The organism is Streptomyces sp. Mut1 (genome assembly GCF_030719295.1).
In the GTDB taxonomy this organism is placed as follows: Bacteria; Actinomycetota; Actinomycetes; order Streptomycetales; family Streptomycetaceae; genus Streptomyces; species Streptomyces castrisilvae.
Genome location: NZ_CP120997.1, coordinates 2,182,564 through 2,197,636, shown reverse-complemented (window position 1 = coordinate 2,197,636; position 15,073 = coordinate 2,182,564). Strand labels below are relative to the sequence as shown.

15 protein-coding genes are annotated in these 15,073 nt (G+C 71.1%); 5 read left to right on the top strand and 10 right to left on the bottom strand.

Going from position 1 to position 15,073, the window contains the following annotated elements; all coding sequences use genetic code 11:
• The first annotated feature begins 81 nt into the window (after positions 1 to 81).
• The 3 genes from P8A18_RS09380 to P8A18_RS09370 all read left to right on the top strand — a co-directional run bounded on the left by P8A18_RS09380 (position 82) and on the right by P8A18_RS09370 (position 2,457).
• Positions 82 to 1,101, top strand: coding sequence for an NADP-dependent oxidoreductase (locus P8A18_RS09380; protein WP_306053398.1), 1,020 nt, complete (start codon positions 82 to 84; stop codon positions 1,099 to 1,101).
• Between the two features lie 88 nt (positions 1,102 to 1,189).
• The gene (locus P8A18_RS09375) at positions 1,190 to 1,618 is read left to right on the top strand and encodes an organic hydroperoxide resistance protein (RefSeq protein ID WP_306053397.1); all 429 of its coding nucleotides are present in this window, start codon (positions 1,190 to 1,192) and stop codon (positions 1,616 to 1,618) included.
• Positions 1,619 to 1,671: 53 nt separating this feature from the next.
• Complete coding sequence (locus tag P8A18_RS09370; protein WP_306053396.1) at positions 1,672 to 2,457, top strand: EI24 domain-containing protein; 786 nt, start codon at positions 1,672 to 1,674, stop codon at positions 2,455 to 2,457.
• Positions 2,458 to 2,463: 6 nt separating this feature from the next.
• Here P8A18_RS09370 and P8A18_RS09365 read toward each other — a convergent pair whose 3' ends face one another.
• Positions 2,464 to 3,462 (bottom strand): aldose epimerase family protein, encoded by a 999-nt coding sequence (locus P8A18_RS09365; RefSeq protein ID WP_306053395.1) that lies wholly within the window; start codon positions 3,460 to 3,462, stop codon positions 2,464 to 2,466.
• Between the two features lie 11 nt (positions 3,463 to 3,473).
• Complete coding sequence (locus P8A18_RS09360; RefSeq protein WP_306053394.1) at positions 3,474 to 4,385, bottom strand: SGNH/GDSL hydrolase family protein; 912 nt, start codon at positions 4,383 to 4,385, stop codon at positions 3,474 to 3,476.
• A 279-nt stretch (positions 4,386 to 4,664) separates the two neighbouring features.
• Here P8A18_RS09360 and P8A18_RS09355 point away from each other — a divergent pair, with 279 nt between their 5' ends.
• Positions 4,665 to 5,159 carry a DUF3145 domain-containing protein gene (locus P8A18_RS09355; RefSeq protein ID WP_306053392.1) on the top strand — a complete coding sequence of 165 codons (495 nt, stop codon included), beginning with the start codon at positions 4,665 to 4,667 and terminating at the stop codon, positions 5,157 to 5,159.
• A gap of 91 nt (positions 5,160 to 5,250) precedes the next feature.
• Here P8A18_RS09355 and fabF read toward each other — a convergent pair whose 3' ends face one another.
• The 5 genes from fabF to P8A18_RS09330 form a co-directional block, all read right to left on the bottom strand.
• Positions 5,251 to 6,513 (bottom strand): beta-ketoacyl-ACP synthase II, encoded by a 1,263-nt coding sequence (gene fabF / locus P8A18_RS09350; protein WP_306053391.1) that lies wholly within the window; start codon positions 6,511 to 6,513, stop codon positions 5,251 to 5,253.
• Between the two features lie 77 nt (positions 6,514 to 6,590).
• The gene (locus P8A18_RS09345; RefSeq protein WP_018556465.1) at positions 6,591 to 6,839 is read right to left on the bottom strand and encodes an acyl carrier protein; all 249 of its coding nucleotides are present in this window, start codon (positions 6,837 to 6,839) and stop codon (positions 6,591 to 6,593) included.
• A 63-nt stretch (positions 6,840 to 6,902) separates the two neighbouring features.
• Positions 6,903 to 7,904: a ketoacyl-ACP synthase III gene (locus P8A18_RS09340; protein ID WP_306053390.1), complete on the bottom strand. Its 1,002-nt coding sequence runs from the start codon at positions 7,902 to 7,904 to the stop codon at positions 6,903 to 6,905.
• Between the two features lie 13 nt (positions 7,905 to 7,917).
• Positions 7,918 to 8,832 carry an ACP S-malonyltransferase gene (locus P8A18_RS09335; protein ID WP_018556463.1) on the bottom strand — a complete coding sequence of 305 codons (915 nt, stop codon included), beginning with the start codon at positions 8,830 to 8,832 and terminating at the stop codon, positions 7,918 to 7,920.
• An 89-nt stretch (positions 8,833 to 8,921) separates the two neighbouring features.
• Entirely contained in the window at positions 8,922 to 10,121 is a 1,200-nt protein-coding gene (locus P8A18_RS09330; RefSeq protein ID WP_306053389.1) for a PucR family transcriptional regulator, read from the bottom strand.
• A 174-nt stretch (positions 10,122 to 10,295) separates the two neighbouring features.
• Between P8A18_RS09330 and P8A18_RS09325 the strand changes: the two genes are divergently transcribed.
• The gene (locus P8A18_RS09325; protein WP_306053387.1) at positions 10,296 to 10,952 is read left to right on the top strand and encodes a pirin family protein; all 657 of its coding nucleotides are present in this window, start codon (positions 10,296 to 10,298) and stop codon (positions 10,950 to 10,952) included.
• Between the two features lie 73 nt (positions 10,953 to 11,025).
• On the opposite strand, the gene P8A18_RS09320 is transcribed toward P8A18_RS09325, so the two are convergent.
• The 3 genes from P8A18_RS09320 to P8A18_RS09310 form a co-directional block, all read right to left on the bottom strand.
• A complete protein-coding gene (locus P8A18_RS09320; protein ID WP_306053386.1) occupies positions 11,026 to 13,296 on the bottom strand; it encodes a tetratricopeptide repeat protein in 2,271 nt (756 codons plus the stop codon).
• Between the two features lie 244 nt (positions 13,297 to 13,540).
• Positions 13,541 to 14,137 (bottom strand): GNAT family N-acetyltransferase, encoded by a 597-nt coding sequence (locus P8A18_RS09315; RefSeq protein WP_306053384.1) that lies wholly within the window; start codon positions 14,135 to 14,137, stop codon positions 13,541 to 13,543.
• A 29-nt stretch (positions 14,138 to 14,166) separates the two neighbouring features.
• On the bottom strand, positions 14,167 to 14,982 hold the full coding sequence (locus tag P8A18_RS09310; protein WP_306053383.1) for a serine hydrolase domain-containing protein: 816 nt from the start codon (positions 14,980 to 14,982) through the stop codon (positions 14,167 to 14,169).
• Between the last annotated feature and the right edge of the window lie 91 nt (positions 14,983 to 15,073).

The following is a 15,073-nucleotide window of genomic DNA, read 5'->3' as shown; positions in this document are numbered from 1 at the left end:
GCTTTTCGCCGCCGCACCGCACACCTCGCAGCAGCCGAGGCACCGACACACAGACACCGACATCGAGGAGACCCCGAGCCCATGTCTGCAAATCTTCCCGAGTCCAGCCGTGAATGGCACCTCGTAGCCCGTCCGCACGGCTGGCCGAAGGCCGAGGATTTCGCGCTGCGTGAGGCACCGGTGACCGCTCCCGCCGAGGGCCGGATCCTCGTGCGCAACCTGCACTTCTCGGTCGACCCCTACATGCGCGGCCGGATGAACGACGTGAAGTCGTACACCCCGCCGTTCAAGCTGGACCACCCGATGGACGGCGGCGCGGTCGGCGAGGTCGTCGCGTCGAACGCCGAGGGCTTCGAGGTCGGCGACCACGTCCTGCACGGCCTCGGCTGGCGCGAGTACGCGAGCGTCCCCGCCAAGCACGCGGTGAAGGTCGACGCCTCGCTCGCCCCGCTCTCCACCTACCTCGGCGTGCTCGGCATGACCGGGCTCACCGCCTACGCCGGACTCTTCGACGTGGCGTCCTTCAAGGAGGGCGACGCGGTCTTCGTCTCCGGCGCCGCCGGCGCGGTCGGCAGCCAGGTCGGGCAGATGGCCAGGATCAAGGGCGCCTCCCGGGTCATCGGGTCGGCCGGCTCCGACGAGAAGGTCAAGCTCCTCGTCGAGGAGTACGGCTTCGACGCCGCGTTCAACTACAAGGACGGGCCCGTCGGCGAGCAGCTGCGCAAGGCCGCCCCCGACGGCATCGACGTCTACTTCGACAACGTCGGCGGCGAGCACCTGGAGGCCGCGATCTCCTCGTTCAACGTGCACGGCCGCGCCACCATCTGCGGCATGATCGCCCAGTACAACGCGACCGAGCCCACCCCCGCCCCGCGCAACCTCGCGCTGGTCATCGGCAAGCGGCTGCGCCTCCAGGGCATGCTCGTCGCCGACCACTCCGACCTCCAGGAGCAGTTCGTGCGGGAGGTGGCCGGCTGGCTGGCATCGGGCGAGCTGAAGTACCGCGAGACGGTGGTCGAGGGCATCGAGAACGGCTTCGACGCGTTCGTCGGCCTGCTGCGCGGCGAGAACACCGGAAAGATGATCGTCTCCCTCGGCTGAACCGCCCCGCCGGCACCCGTTAGTCTCGTTCCAGGCCGTCGCGATCGTGGGCGCGAGTCGCGGCGCACCAGCAGGAGGAATCCTCAGCATGACCATTCAGGACATTGCCGTCGCGTACACCGCTGTCGCCACCGCGGAGAACGGCCGTGACGGCCGCGTCTCCTCGGACGACGGCAAGCTCGACGTCGTCGTCAACCCGCCGAAGGAGATGGGCGGCAGCGGCGCCGGCACCAACCCGGAGCAACTGTTCGCCGCCGGCTACAGCGCCTGCTTCCAGGGCGCGCTGGGCGTCGTCGCCCGCCAGGAGAAGGCCGACATCTCCGGCTCGACGGTGACCGCCGCGGTCTCCATCGGCAAGACCGAGGCCGGCGGCTTCGGCCTGGAGGTCGCGATCACCGCGACCATCCCGAACGCCGACGCGGCGACCGCGCGGGCGCTCATCGAGAAGGCCCACCAGGTCTGCCCGTACTCGAACGCCACCCGCGGCAACATCAAGGTGGAGCTCTCGGTCGCCTGACCTGCCCCTCCTCGCCGAACAGGCCCCGCCCCCGATCCCGTTAGGCTGACGCCATGCGTGATCTCGGGGCGGGGCTCGGTTATCTGATCAAGGGCCAGCGCTGGGTCCTCGGCCACGGCAGATGGTTCGGCATAGGGCTGCTGCCCGGCCTCATCACCCTCGTCCTGTACGCGGGCGCCCTCATCGGCCTCGGCTACGGCGCCGACGACCTGGTGGAATGGGCGACGCCGTTCGCCGACGACTGGTCGTCGCCGTGGCCCGGCCTGCTGCGCAACGCCCTGACCGTGCTGGTCTTCGTCCTCGGCCTCTTCCTGGCCGTGATCACCTTCACCGCCGTGACCCTGCTGGTCGGACAGCCCTTCTACGAGGCGCTCTCCGAGGAGGTCGACCGCACCGAGGGCGGCACGGTCCCCGAGTCCGGGCTGCCGCTCCTGCGCGAGCTGTGGATCTCCGCCCGCGACAGCGTGCGCATCCTGGCGCGCGTCGGGCTGTACGCGGTCCTCCTCTTCGCCCTCGGCTTCGTGCCCGTCGCCGGGCAGACCGTCGTGCCCGTCATCGGCTTCTGCGTCACCGGGTACTTCCTCGCCGAGGAGCTGACCGCCGTCGCGCTCCAGCGCCGGGGCATGGTGCTGAAGGACCGCCTCGCCCTGCTGCGCGGCCACCGCCTGCGCACCCTCGGCTTCGGCGTACCGCTCGGGCTCGCCTTCATGCTGCCGTTCGTCGCCGTCTTCCTGATGCCGGGGGCCGTCGCGGGGGCGACCCTGCTGGCCCGCGGACTGACCGGCGAGGCGGAGACGGACGACGAGAAGGGCGGGGGCGCGGTGGCCGCCGAGGGCTGAGACGCCTCAGCGCACCGAGAACCCGTACACCGTCGTCGACACGTACTCCTCGCCCGGCCGCAGCACCGTGCTCGGGAACTCCGGACGGTTCGGCGAGTCCGGGAAGTGCTGCGTCTCCAGGGCGATCCCGGCGCACGGGCCGAACGGCCGCCCGTCGAAGTGGTCCGCCGTGTACAGCTGGAGCCCCGGCTCGGTCGTCGTGACCGTCAGGACACGCCCCGACACCTCGTCGTGCAGCTCCGCCGCCGGAAGCGGCCCCGGCGCGTCCAGCACGAAGTTGTGGTCGTACTCCCCGGTCACCGGCCGGGGCTCGCGGAAGTCGAACCGGGTGCCCTCCACCGGCAGGAACTCGCCCGTCGGCAGCGACTCCGCGTCCACCGGGGTGACCGCCCCCGCCGCGATCCGCAGCCGCTGCCCGAGCGCGCTGCCGCTGCCGGCGCCCGCGAGGTTCCAGTAGGTGTGGTTCGTCAGGTTCAGCACGGTCGGCGCGTCCGTCACCGCCCGGTACGCGATCCGCAGCGCGCCGCCCTGGTCCAGGGTGTACGCCGCCGTCAGCTCCACCCGGCCGGGGAAGCCCTCCTCGCCGTCCGCCGAGACGAGGGACAGCTCCACACCGCCCTCGACCTCGCGGGCGTCCCACACCCGCTTGTCGAAGCCGCACGCCCCGCCGTGCACATGGTTGCGGCCCTCGTTGCGCGTGAGGTGGTGGGTCCGGCCGTCCAGCTCGAAGGCCGCCCCGCCGATCCGGTTCGCGTACCGGCCGACCAGCGCGCCGAAGTACGGGCCCGTGTACTCCTGGTACGAGGCCAGGTCCGGCAGCCCGAGGGCGATGTCGTCCCGCGCCCCGTCCCGGTCCGGGACCTCGGCCGACTGCACGATGCCGCCGTACGTCAGGACGCGCACCCGCGTGCCGTCCCGCTCCAGCGTCCAGCGGTGCACGGCGGTGCCGTCCCCGAGCGTGCCGAAGTGCTCCGTACCGACCACCGTATTCGAACGCGTCTCCATGATCACCGACTTTACGCGGGCGGGCGGACCGCCGTGACGTTGCGGTACGCGATCTCGGCGAGCCTGGCCTGACCGTTGCGGCCGGGGTGGAACCAGTCCCACTGGCTGAGCTGCTTGCCGGTGAACCGGTAGTCGAACACCGCCCCGCCGTCGTACCGGCAGCGGCTGTCCTTCGCGCACACCTCGCGCAGCACCTCGTTGTACGCCACGACGCGGTCCTGCACGGCCGCGCGGCGGGCGACCGCCGCCGCGCCCATGTTGTCCGCGTCGCTCAGCATCGACTTGCAGATGCCCAGCTTCCAGATCTGCTTGCCCAGCTGATTGGCACGCCCCTGCGACCACAGCCGCTTCAGGTCCGGCACGCTCGACACGTACACCTGCGCCTTGGGCGCCCCGCCGCGCAGCCGGCGCATCGACGCCTCGAACGACGCGCGGAAGTCGTCCACCGGGGTCATGGCCCGCACCGAGTCCCGGCAGGCGTCGTTGGCGCCGATCATCACGGTCACCAGGTCCGGGTCCTCCGCCGCTGCCGCCGCCATCTGCTCCGGCAGCTGGGCCATCCGGGCGCCCGTCTCGGCGTGGTTCCAGGTGTGATCGGCCGCTCGGGCGCCGAGGAGGCGTACCGCGAGACTCTTCACCGCGCTGTCCGTGCCCGTCGACCACGACACCTCCGGGCAGTCGGCCAGCACCGAGCAGGCGTCGAACCCGCGCGTGATCGAGTCGCCGACCGCCGCGATGGAACCGGGGCTCGGGTTCCAGACGGGGCCCGCCGCCGGGGCGTGGCGCTCGGCCGGAGCCGACCCCTTCGTCGTCCCGTCGTGTCCCGTGTCACAGCCGGTCAGCACCGCCGCACCGGCGAACGCCAGGGCCGCCAGCCCGGCCAGTGCGGTGCGCGAGCGGTGCCGTACGGACCGATCCGGCATGGCCTGGTCTCCTCCTCATTCACGCCCGGACGCTCTGCCGGGTGAAGACTGAGCGAAGAAGGGCCCCGGACCGACGGTACGTCACACCCGGGACGGCCGGGCGCGGTAGTTTTTCCCCGTCGGACCAGTGGCTCCCTCGGACGCCCGGCTCCACTCGGGTGGCATCCGAACATCACATCACGTCACATACTGTCGCTTTTCCGGAGAATAACCCCCGATGCTGTTTACTGATGACAGGCCGCTGGGGAAGGCGAACCTCGTCCCACACTGGAGGTCCCGGTGACGACACGTGGAGTCCTGTACGTTCACTCCGCACCGCGCGCGCTCTGCCCCCACGTCGAGTGGGCGGTGGCGGGTGTCCTCGGTGGGCGGGTGCAGCTGGACTGGATCAGACAGCCGGCCGCGCCGGGCACCTGGCGCTCGGAGTTCTCCTGGCGGGCCCGCCCCGGCACGGCGTCGAAGCTCGCCTCCGCGCTCCGCGGCTGGGACCTCCTCCGCTTCGAGGTGACGGCGGAGCCGTCTCCCACGGCGGAGGGCGAGCGCTACAGCTCGACGCCCGCGCTGGGCATCTTCCACGCGGTCACCGGCATGCACGGCGACATCCTCGTCCCGGAGGACCGCCTGCGCGCGGCGCTGGCCCGCTCGATCGGCGGCGAGACGGACCTGGAGTCCGAGATCGCCAAACTCCTCGGCAAGCCGTGGGACGACGAACTGGAGTCGTTCCGCCATGCGGGCGAGGGCGCGCCCGTCCGCTGGCTGCACCAGGTGGTGTGACCGCCGGGGGCTGCCGAGCCCCCGGCGACAACGACGAAGCCCGCGCCCCCACACGGGGGACGCGGGCTTCACGCGCGAGCGCGCGGAAACGTCACACGCTGCGGAACGCCAGCACCACGTTGTGCCCGCCGAATCCGAACGAGTTGTTGATCGCCGCGATCGGACCCTCCGGAAGCGGCCTCGGCTCGCCGCGGACGATGTCCGCCTCGACCGACGCGTCCAGCTCGTCGACGTTGATCGTCGGCGGAGCCATCCGGTGGTGCAGCGCCAGGACCGTGGCCACGGTCTCGATGCCGCCCGCGCCACCGAGCAGGTGACCGGTCATCGACTTCGTCGCGGAGATCGCCACGTGGTCCAGGTCCTCACCGAGGACCTTCCGCAGGGCCTTGACCTCCGCGATGTCGCCCTGGGGCGTGGACGTCGCGTGGGCGTTCAGGTGGACGACCTCCGACGGCTTCAGGTCCGTCTGGTCCAGCAGGTTCTGCATCGCCGCGGCGATGCCGCGGCCCGTCGGCTCGGGCTGCGCGATGTGGTGGGCGTCCGCGGACAGTCCCTGGCCCAGCACCTCGCAGTAGACCCGGGCGCCACGCTTCGCCGCGTGTTCCGCGGACTCCAGCACGACGACGCCGGCGCCCTCACCGAGGACGAAGCCGTCGCGGCCCACGTCGTACGGCCGGGACGCCTTCTCCGGCTCGTCGTTGCTCTTGGACATCGCCATCATGTTGGCGAACGCGGCGATCGGAAGCGGGTGGATCGCCGCCTCGGTGCCCCCGGCGAGGACCACATCGGCACGGCCGGTGCGGATCATCTCGACGGCGTAACCGATCGCCTCGGCCCCGGACGCGCAGGCGGAGACCGGGGTGTGGACGCCCGCCTGGGCGTTCACCTCGATGCCCACGTTCGCCGCCGGGCCGTTGGGCATCAGCATGGGCACGGTGTGCGGGGAGACGCGGCGTACGCCCTTCTCCTTCAGCACGTCGTACTGGTCGAGCAGGGTGATCACGCCGCCGATACCGGAGGCGATGACCGAACCGAGCCGCTCGGGCTGGATCTTCTCGTCCTCACCGGCCTTGCCGGTGAAACCCGCGTCCGCCCACGCCTCACGGGCCGCGATCAGCGCGAACTGCGCCGAGCGGTCCAGACGACGGGCGAGCGGACGGGGCAGGACGTCAGCGGGATCGACGGCGGCCAGGGCCGCGATCCGAACAGGCAGCTCGGCGAAACGTTCGCCCTCAAGAGGCTTGACGCCGGAACGGCCGGCCATCAGACCTTCCCAGGTCGATGCGGAATCGCCACCCAGCGGAGTGGTTGCGCCGATACCGGTGACGACCACGGTGCGATTGGTCGAGTTCACTGGAAAATCTTCTCCACGTGTAGGGGGTCGTGAATCAGCGGCGCCACCGCCGGGTGGCGACACACGATCCGGCTGGATCAGGCCTGGTGCTTGAGGATGTAGTCCGCGGCGTCGCCGACGGTCTTGAGGTTCTTGACGTCCTCGTCGGGGATCTTCACGTCGAAGCGCTCCTCGGCGGCGACGACGACCTCGACCATGGACAGCGAGTCGACGTCCAGGTCGTCCGTGAAGGACTTGTCCAGCTGGACGTCCTCGGCCGGAATGCCGGCGATCTCGTTGACGATGTCGGCGAGACCCTTGACGATCTCTTCCTGCGTGGCGGCCATGTCGGCGCTCCTTCGGTGTATATCTGCTGGGTTCGGACGTCCGGGCGAAAAGACCCGGTGTGCCTAGGGGAGGGTAACGACCGTCGCGGCGTAGACGAGACCCGCCCCGAAGCCGATGACGAGCGCGGTGTCGCCGCTCTTTGCCTGACCGGTCGCCAGAAGCCGCTCCATCGCGAGCGGAATCGAGGCGGCGGAGGTGTTGCCGGTGGTTTCCACGTCACGGGCGACCATGACGCCCTCCGGCAGCTTCAGGGTCTTCACCATCGAGTCGATGATCCGCATGTTGGCCTGGTGCGGGATGAAGACGTCCAGGTCTTCCGGGGCGATCCCGGCCGCGTCCAGCGCCTGCTGGGCGACCTTCGCCATCTCGAAGACGGCCCAGCGGAACACCGCCTGGCCCTCCTGCGTGATGGCCGGGAACTTCTCCGGCCGGTCGGCGTGGAAGGTGTCCCACGCCACGGTCTGCTTGATCGTCTCGGACTTGTCGCCCTCGGAGCCCCAGACGGTCGGGCCTATGGCGGGCACGTCGGACGGGCCCACGATGACCGCGCCGGCGCCGTCGCCGAACAGGAACGCCGTGGCCCGGTCCGTCAGGTCGGTGAGGTCGCTCAGCCGCTCCACGCCGATGACGAGTACGTACTGGGCCGAGCCCTCGACGATCATGCCCTTGGCGAGGGTCAGCCCGTAGCCGAAGCCCGCGCAGCCCGCCGAGATGTCGAAGGCGGCGGGCTTGCCAGCGCCGACCTTGTGGGCGATCTCGGTCGCGATGGCCGGGGTCTGCTTGAAGTGCGAGACGGTGGAGACGATGACGCCGCCGATCTGCTCCGGCGTGATCCCGGCGTCCGCGATGGCCTTGCCGGCCGCCTCGACGGACATCGCCGCCACGGTCTCCTGGTCGGAGGCCCAGTGACGGGTCGCGATGCCGGAGCGGGAGCGAATCCACTCGTCGGACGAGTCGATCGTTTCGAGGATCACCTCGTTCGGCACGACCCGGGTCGGGCGGTAGCCGCCGACACCCATGATCCGTGCGTACGGGGCGCCCTTGCTGGGCTTGATCTTCGACATGCTCTCGGGCTCCTTAGGCGCCCGCGTGCTCAGCGATGAGCGCGCGGGCCGCGTCGAGGTCGTCGGGGGTCTTGAGCGCGAGGGTCCGCACGCCGGGCAGCGCCCGCTTGGCCAGACCGGTGAGCGTGCCGCCGGGGCAGGCCTCGATGAGCGCGGTGACCCCGAGTTCCTTGAACGTCTCCATGCACAGGTCCCAGCGCACCGGGTTGGCGACCTGGCCCACGAGCCGGGTGATGACCTCGTGGCCGGTCGCGACGGTCCTGCCGTCGGCGTTCGAGACATACGTCACGGTCGGGTCGGACACGTCCAGGTCCCCGGCGGCGGCGCGCAGCCGCTCGACGGCGGGAGCCATGTGGTGCGTGTGGAACGCGCCGGCCACCTTCAGCGGCACCACGCGGCGCACACCCTCCGGCTTGTCCTCGGCGAGCGCGGTGATCTGCTCGGCGGTGCCGGCGGCGACGATCTGGCCGCCCCCGTTGACGTTCGCCGGGGTCAGCCCGAGCTTCTCCAGATGCTCCACGGTGACCTCGGGGTCGCCGCCGAGCAGCGCCGCCATGCCGGTCTCCGTGACCGCGGCGGCCTCGGCCATGGCGAGCCCGCGGGTGCGTACGAAGCGGAGCGCCGCCTCCTCGCCGATGACACCGGCGAGGGTGGCCGCGGTGATTTCACCGACGCTGTGACCCGCGACGGCACCCGGCGAAACGTCGAGCGCGGCGGCCGAGAGCAGACCGGCGGCGACCAGCAGCGGCTGGGCCACCGCGGTGTCGCGGATCTCCTCCGCGTCGGCCTTGGTGCCGAAGTGGGCAAGGTCGAGCTCGATGGCGTCGGACCAGGCCGCGATGCGGTCGGTGGCACCGGGGAGGTCGAGCCAGGGAGTCAGGAAGCCGGGCGTCTGAGCGCCTTGGCCGGGAGCGACGAGTACGAGCACCCTCACACTCTCTCTTGTGAACGGTCCGGAACACCCGTGGGGACAGGGACGAAGAACCGTAGGGGGAATTGTTGATGTCCGACAAAAGTCTAGGACTGCACATCCCGGTCGGCCAGACGCCCCAGGATCAGGGCGATTCGCAGAGTGAACGCCGAACGGACATCGGAAGGCGACCAGCCGGTGACGTCTGTCACACGTCGGAGCCGGTAGCGCACGGTGTTGGGATGCACGAACAGCATCCGGGCCGCGCCTTCGAGGCTGCTCGCCTGCTCCAGATAGACACTCAGCGTCTCCAGGAGCGCGGAGCCCGCTTCTTCGAGCGGTCTGTAGATCTCCTCCACCAACTGCTCGCGCGCGGCAGGGTCGCCCGCCATTGCGCGCTCCGGCAGGAGATCGTCCGCGAGCACCGGCCTCGGCGCGTCCTGCCAGGCGCCGCACGCCTTCAGGCCGGCGGCCGCCGCCTGCGCGGACCGGGTCGCCGCCAGCAGGTCGGCCACCACGGGACCGGCCACCACGGGACCCGCCGCATACGGTCCGATCAGGGCCTTCGCGACCTGGAGCGGGTTGTCGCTGCCGCCCGCGATGACGACCAGGCGGTTGCCGAGCACCCCCGTCAGCACCTGGAGCTTGGCGTGCCGGGCGGCCCGCCGGATCGCTTCCACGGTCAGCTCGCTGTCCCCGTCCGGGGCCGTGCCGAGCAGTACGCAGACGTGCTCCGGCGAGTTCCAGCCGAGCGCCGCGGCCCGGGACACCGCGCCCTCGTCGGCCTCCCCGGACAGCACCGCGTTCACCACGAGCGATTCCAGCCGGGCGTCCCAGGCACCCCGGGCCTCCGCCGCCTGCGCGTACACCTGGGCGGTCGCGAACGCGATCTCGCGGGCGTAGACGAGCAGCGCCTCGCGCAGCACCGACTCGTCGCCGGGCGCGGCCACCTCGTCGATCGCGGCCTCCATGACCTCGATCGTGGTGCGCACCATCTCGACGGTCTGCCGCAGTGTGATCGCCCGGGTCAGCTCGCGCGGGGCCGTCCCGAAGACGTCCGTCGAGATCGCCTGCGGGGTCTCCGGATGCCGGAACCACTCGGTGAACGCGGCGATACCGGCCTGGGCCACCAGGCCGATCCAGGACCGGTTCTCCGGAGGCATCGCCCGGTACCACGGCAGCGACTCGTCCATGCGGGCGATCGCGTTCGCGGCCAGCCGGCCGGAGGACTGCTCCAGCCGCTTCAGGGTCGCGGCATGGAGATGGGCGTCGTTCGCAGCGGGCTGCTCAGGATCGGGTCGGGGCACGGACACAAGACTGCCTTATCCGGACGGGGGCACGGAGGGCCGGGGCCGGTGGCGGGTCGTACCGCCCGGTAGCAGGGGGTTCCTCCGGACGGCCGGACATGATCACGTGATCACGTTACTGAAGCCGCGAATCCATAGGGCACTCGCTCGCCCCCGGCGGGCTACCGTGGACGGGTGATCTCCGTACACCGCGCGGCCGACCGGTTCGAGGGCGGGGACGAGGCGGCCGGTATCTCCTCCCGGCACTCCTTCTCCTTCGGCCCCTTCTACGACCCCGACAACCTCCGCTTCGGCCCGATCCTCGCCTGCAACGAGGAACGCCTCGCACCCGGCGCGGGCTTCGAGGAGCACCCGCACAGCCACACCGAGATCGTCACCTGGGTCGTCGAGGGCGAGCTGACCCACCGCGACACCGCCGGTCACGCCACGGTCGTGCGCGCCGGGGACGTCCAGCACCTGAGCGCCGCCTCCGGCGTCCGTCACGTCGAACGCAACGACGGCGCCACCGGGCTGACGTTCCTTCAGATGTGGCTCGCCCCCGTGGAGCCCGGCGGCGACCCCTCGTACACGACGGTCCCCGGCATAGCCGACTCCACCCCGTACGCCCTCCCCGAGGCGGGCTCGATGCTGCACGTGCGGCGGCTCACGGAGGGGGAGCGCGTGGCGGTCCCGGACGCTCCGCGCGTGTACGTCCATGTGGTGCGCGGCGCGGTGGCGCTCGACGGCGAGCGCCTGACACCGGGCGACGCGGCCCGGATCACGGGCGAGAGCGGGCTGGAACTGGTCGCGGGGCAGGCGGCGGAGGTGCTGATGTGGGAGCTGCCGGACTGAGGCGCACCGCCCTTTGCCGCCGTCAAGTCCCCGAAGTGGAAAGGGATGACCGGATCCCCCCGCGCATCGCACTTCAGCGGCGTTGCTGCCGCCGTCCGGTCTCGGACCGGCAGACGGCCAGTTGTGAACGGGTGTCCAGGGAGTCCGGGTGATCGGTGCCCAGTATGCGCACGCGGCCGGCGAGGGTCTGTTCCAGTAACTCGGCGGCCTGAGCGTGTTCGCCCATCCGGTGCAGTGCGGTCGCGAGATTGTTTCCGCTGGTCAAGGTATGCGGATGGTCCGGGCCGAAGGCACGGCTGCGGTCTGCGAACACGGTCCGGTGCAGTTCCGCGGCGCGGGCCGGATCGCCTTGATGATTGACCGTGGCGGCAAGGTTGTCGCGGCTGGTGAAGGTGAGGGGATGATCGGGGCCCAGTACGCGGGTGCATTCGGCGATGTTCTGCGTATGCAGCGTGGTCGCCGCGGTGTGATCACCGAGCTGGTCGAATGACTTGGCCAGGTTGTCGCGGCTGATCAGGGTCAGGAAGTGATCCGCTCCCAGAAGTCTGGTGCGGTCTGCGAGCACCATGGAGTGCAGCGAGGCGGCCTCGGCGAACTGACCGCGAAGCTGCAGAACGTATCCGACATTGCTGCGACTCGTGAGCGAATCGGGATGCTCCGGTCCCAGCGCCCGGATCCGGTCGGCCAGATTCTGCCGGTGGATCCCTTCGGACTGTTCGTACCTGCCGAGACTGTGGAGGCTGTTGGCGAAGTGGTTGCGGGCGGTGAAGGTGTCCGGGTGCTGGTCGCCGAGGAACTCGGCGCAGTGGGCGAGTACGGTCTGCCGCAGACCGAGCTGGAGGGCATAGCTTCCCGCGTCGCCCAGCACATCCGCCAGTGTGTTGAGGTCGGCGCGGGCCTCCTCGGACGGCACGAGCGCCGGGTGGTCGAGCAGAAGAGGCAGATGCGGGACGAGCAGCCGTGCGGTGGTCCAGCCGGCCGCTCCGGCAATACGGAGATCCGTCACCTCGCTCCGCAGGGCGTCGGTCATCGCTTGCTCGTAGCGGTGGAGACGGTCCGTCTCATCGGTGGTCAGAGCCAGTGCGGTGATCTCGCGGACGAGCGGGTGGAGGGTGACACTGCTCCCTGCGCGAGGGCCTGCTCCGGGCACGCTCGGTTCTTCCGCCGGAACCCCCAGCAAGCCGTAGCGTTCGAGACCGGTCAAGGCCTGGTCCAGGGCGGCCTGGCCGACGGGCCGACCGACTGCCGTCGTCAGGAGTCGCGGTGTGATGAAGGCCAGGGGCACCGGTGCCTCCGCGAACAGTGACAGCTGGCGCAACAGCGGGCGGGCCAGTGGTACACCTTCGCGGTCGAGTTGATCGAGTGAGACCTCCCAGGTGCGCCGGACGGTGGACCTGGCCACGTTCGGGTCCGTGGGACGCGGGTTGTCAGCACCTACCAAGGCGGTCAACTCCTCTTGCAGCGCGTTCTGGTACGCGGCGAAGTCACGGTGTCTGCTCGTGGATCCCGTCACATAGCGTCCGGCTGCCTGGAGGGCCAGGGGCAGCCCGCCGAGCCGGGAAGACAGCGCTTGGGCCTCCACCGGAGTGCCGCCATCGGGTGCACTGTCCAACAGGACCTTGCCGCCCGCCGCCGCCGGAAGCGGCTCCAGCCTGATCAGTTCCGCCGCGTGTCCCCACGTCGCGGAGGACGTATCCCGGCTGGTGACCAGGAGCAGGCCCCGTCCGTAGGGGCGGATCCAGCCGCGGTAGTCGGCGACGCCCTCGCCGTCCGGGCTGATCTGCTCGGCTTCGTCGGCGTTGTCCACGACCAGCAGCCACTTTCTTGTTCTGGAGAAGTGCCGCCACACAGCATCAGGCAGATTGCCGCCGACGGACTGCGCGCCACTGATCGCGGTGCGTGGCATGCCACAGCCGACGGCCGCCTGGATGAAGCCGTCCGTGAGGGATTCCGGACCGCGCAAGCGAATCCAGAACACCGTATATCCGTCGCGGCGGGCGTACTCGGCCAGTGCTGCCGCGAGCGTCGTCTTGCCCATGCCGCCCACCGCGCACAGCACCGCGAACCGGCCGTCGGGCTTTCTGAGCAGCGCCCTGAGCCGGGCGATTTCCCTGTCGCGGCCGCGCACGCGCTGAAGGACCACGTGCGGCGGATGCAGTGAACCGGTCCGGGCGCTGGTTGCCGGGCCTCCGTCGTTCTCGGCGGCACCGTCCAGCCAGCGGCTCGCGGTGGCCAGACCCGCGCTCAGGACGCCGAGTGCACCGAACACCGTCCAGACCACCCAGGGATGGCCGACCCATTCCGGTGCCACCGCACCCGCGCGTTCGGCGACGGTGCCCAGCACCACCGTGACAGAAGCCCCCAGTCCGGCAGCGGCGGCACCCGCTCTCGCACGTGTCCGAACCACTCGGATCCGTCGCATGCCGGAACCCTCCCCGCGAGAGCGCTGCACTGTACGGATGACGCAGCGCATCGTAGGACGAACGGTTCCACGGCATCGCCGACCTGTCGAGGCTTGGACGAGCGGGGAAGGCTGTCCTCCTGGACCCTTCGCGTGGGAGAGCCGGAGGCCGCCGGACGGTGACGGTTCAGGGCCGGCCGGTCTCCCGCCGCCACATCGACCACATCGGCGGCCCCGAGCGGAAGACCATCTCCTCCTGGAGGGTGAACCCGTGCCGCTCGTAGAAGGTCAGGTTGCGGCGGTTGCTCGACTCCAGGAACACCGGCCGCCCGTCCGCGTCCGCCCGCTCCAGCAGCGCGCCCAGTACCCGTGACCCGCGCCCGGTGCCGCGCGCGTCGGCGTGGGTGCCGATGTACTCGACGTACCAGTGCTCGGGCCCGGCCGGGTGGCGGTGCTCCATGGCGAGCAACCGCATCCCCGTGCGGGGGAGTTGGGCCCGCCCCGCCCGCAGCAGCGTGCCCGCGTTGCGCAGCAGGTAGCCCGCCGGGAGCTTCCACGCGCCGGGCTCCGCCCAGATGGCCGCCACCGTGCGGTCCGCGTCCGTCCACACCCGGCCCGCCGGGATCTGCTGGGCCAGATGCGCGGTGAACAGCAGCCGCAGCCGCCGGTCCCGGTCGGTCGGCATCAGCCACGACCAGACCGGGTCCTCGGCGTACGCGCTGGCCAGGACCCCGGCGAGCGCGGGGACATCGGATGCGGTGGCGCGGACCACGTCGTCGCTCATGGCCGGGGAGCGTAGCGCCGCCGGGGCCGTTACGCCCCCAGTTCCGCCAGCACCGCGTCGGTGAGGACCGGCCACACCTCGACCGCCCACGGCCCGAAGGCGCGGTCGGTGAGCGTGACGCACGCCGCGCCGGCGACCGGGTCGATCCACAGGAAGGTGCCGGACTGCCCGAAGTGGCCGAAGGTCGCGGGGGAGGAGGCGGCGCCGGTCCAGTGCGGGGACTTGGAGTCGCGGATCTCGAAGCCGAGGCCCCAGTCGTTGGGGTTCTGGTGGCCGTAGCCGGGAAGGACGCCCTTCAGGCCGGGGTGGACGACGGTCTGCGCGGCGAGCACGGTGCGCGGGTCGAGCAGGCGCGGGGCCTGCACTTCGGCGGCGAAGCGCGCGAGATCGTCGACCGTGGAGACGCCGTCCTTGGCGGGGGAGCCGTCCAGGGTGGTGGCGGTCATCCCGAGGGGTTCGAGGACCGCCTGCCGGACGTACTCCGGGAACGGGATGCCGGTGGCCTCGGCGATGTGGTCGCCCAGAACCTCGAAGCCCGCGTTGGAGTAGAGGCGGCGGTTGCCGGGCGGGGCCATCACGCGGTGCTCGTCGAAGGCGAGGCCGCTGGTGTGGGCGAGCAGGTGGCGGACGGTCGAGCCCTCGGGGCCCGCAGGTTCGTCCAGCTCGACGGCGCCTTCCTCGTACGCCACCAGCGCCGTGTAGGCGGCGAGCGGTTTGGTGACGGAGGCGAGGGGGAAGCGGTGCGCGGTCGGGCCGTGCGTCCCGACGACCGTGCCGTCCGCTCGTACGACGGCCGCCGCCGCGGTGGGGACGGGCCAGTTCTCGATCATCGCCAGGCTGTTCATAATCACGAGATTAGGTTCTGCGCGCCGCCCGTCGAAACCCGCACCCGGTCATGCTTGCTTCGAGTGCACTCCAACGTTCTAGCGTGGAGGG

Excerpts from the sequence above, each read along its gene's own strand:
- P8A18_RS09380 (WP_306053398.1), top strand. The coding sequence starts at position 82 with ATGTCTGCAAATCTTCCCGAGTCCAGCCGTGAATGGCACCTCGTAGCC.
- P8A18_RS09310 (WP_306053383.1), bottom strand. The coding sequence starts at position 14,982 with ATGAACAGCCTGGCGATGATCGAGAACTGGCCCGTCCCCACCGCGGCG.
- P8A18_RS09375 (WP_306053397.1), top strand. The coding sequence starts at position 1,190 with ATGACCATTCAGGACATTGCCGTCGCGTACACCGCTGTCGCCACCGCG.
- P8A18_RS09345 (WP_018556465.1), bottom strand. The coding sequence starts at position 6,839 with ATGGCCGCCACGCAGGAAGAGATCGTCAAGGGTCTCGCCGACATCGTC.
- P8A18_RS09370 (WP_306053396.1), top strand. The coding sequence starts at position 1,672 with ATGCGTGATCTCGGGGCGGGGCTCGGTTATCTGATCAAGGGCCAGCGC.
- P8A18_RS09360 (WP_306053394.1), bottom strand. The coding sequence starts at position 4,385 with ATGCCGGATCGGTCCGTACGGCACCGCTCGCGCACCGCACTGGCCGGG.
- P8A18_RS09340 (WP_306053390.1), bottom strand. The coding sequence starts at position 7,904 with ATGTCGAAGATCAAGCCCAGCAAGGGCGCCCCGTACGCACGGATCATG.
- P8A18_RS09365 (WP_306053395.1), bottom strand. The coding sequence starts at position 3,462 with ATGGAGACGCGTTCGAATACGGTGGTCGGTACGGAGCACTTCGGCACG.
- P8A18_RS09315 (WP_306053384.1), bottom strand. The coding sequence starts at position 14,137 with ATGAGCGACGACGTGGTCCGCGCCACCGCATCCGATGTCCCCGCGCTC.